1 protein-coding gene is annotated in these 239 nt (G+C 69.5%); it reads left to right on the forward strand.

Features of this window, described 5'->3' with window-relative positions; all coding sequences use genetic code 11:
- On the forward strand, positions 1–239 hold a 239-nt coding region (locus ACPXB3_RS22700; protein ID WP_425729905.1), incomplete at both ends, for a hypothetical protein.

Raw genomic sequence — 239 nt, forward strand, 5'->3', positions numbered from 1 at the left:
GCGGTGCACCCGTTGGTGGGGGAGGCGGGTTTGCATGCGGCGTTCGAGGTGGGTGAGGTCGGTGCGGGTCCGCGGTCGCGCTGGTTGGACCCGGGGCGTGGTGAGCCGGTCGGTGTGATCGATCGCCCGGATTTGGGGGTGGGTGCTGATGGGACGCCGGTGCGGGAGAAAGTGTTCGAGGAGTGGACTGCGCGTATCGAGCCGAGGCTCGATCCGGCGGGGTTGGGTAGGGAGCATCC

The sequence above is a fragment of the Gordonia sp. DT219 genome (assembly GCF_049847065.1).
Classification (GTDB): Bacteria; Actinomycetota; Actinomycetes; order Mycobacteriales; family Mycobacteriaceae; genus Gordonia.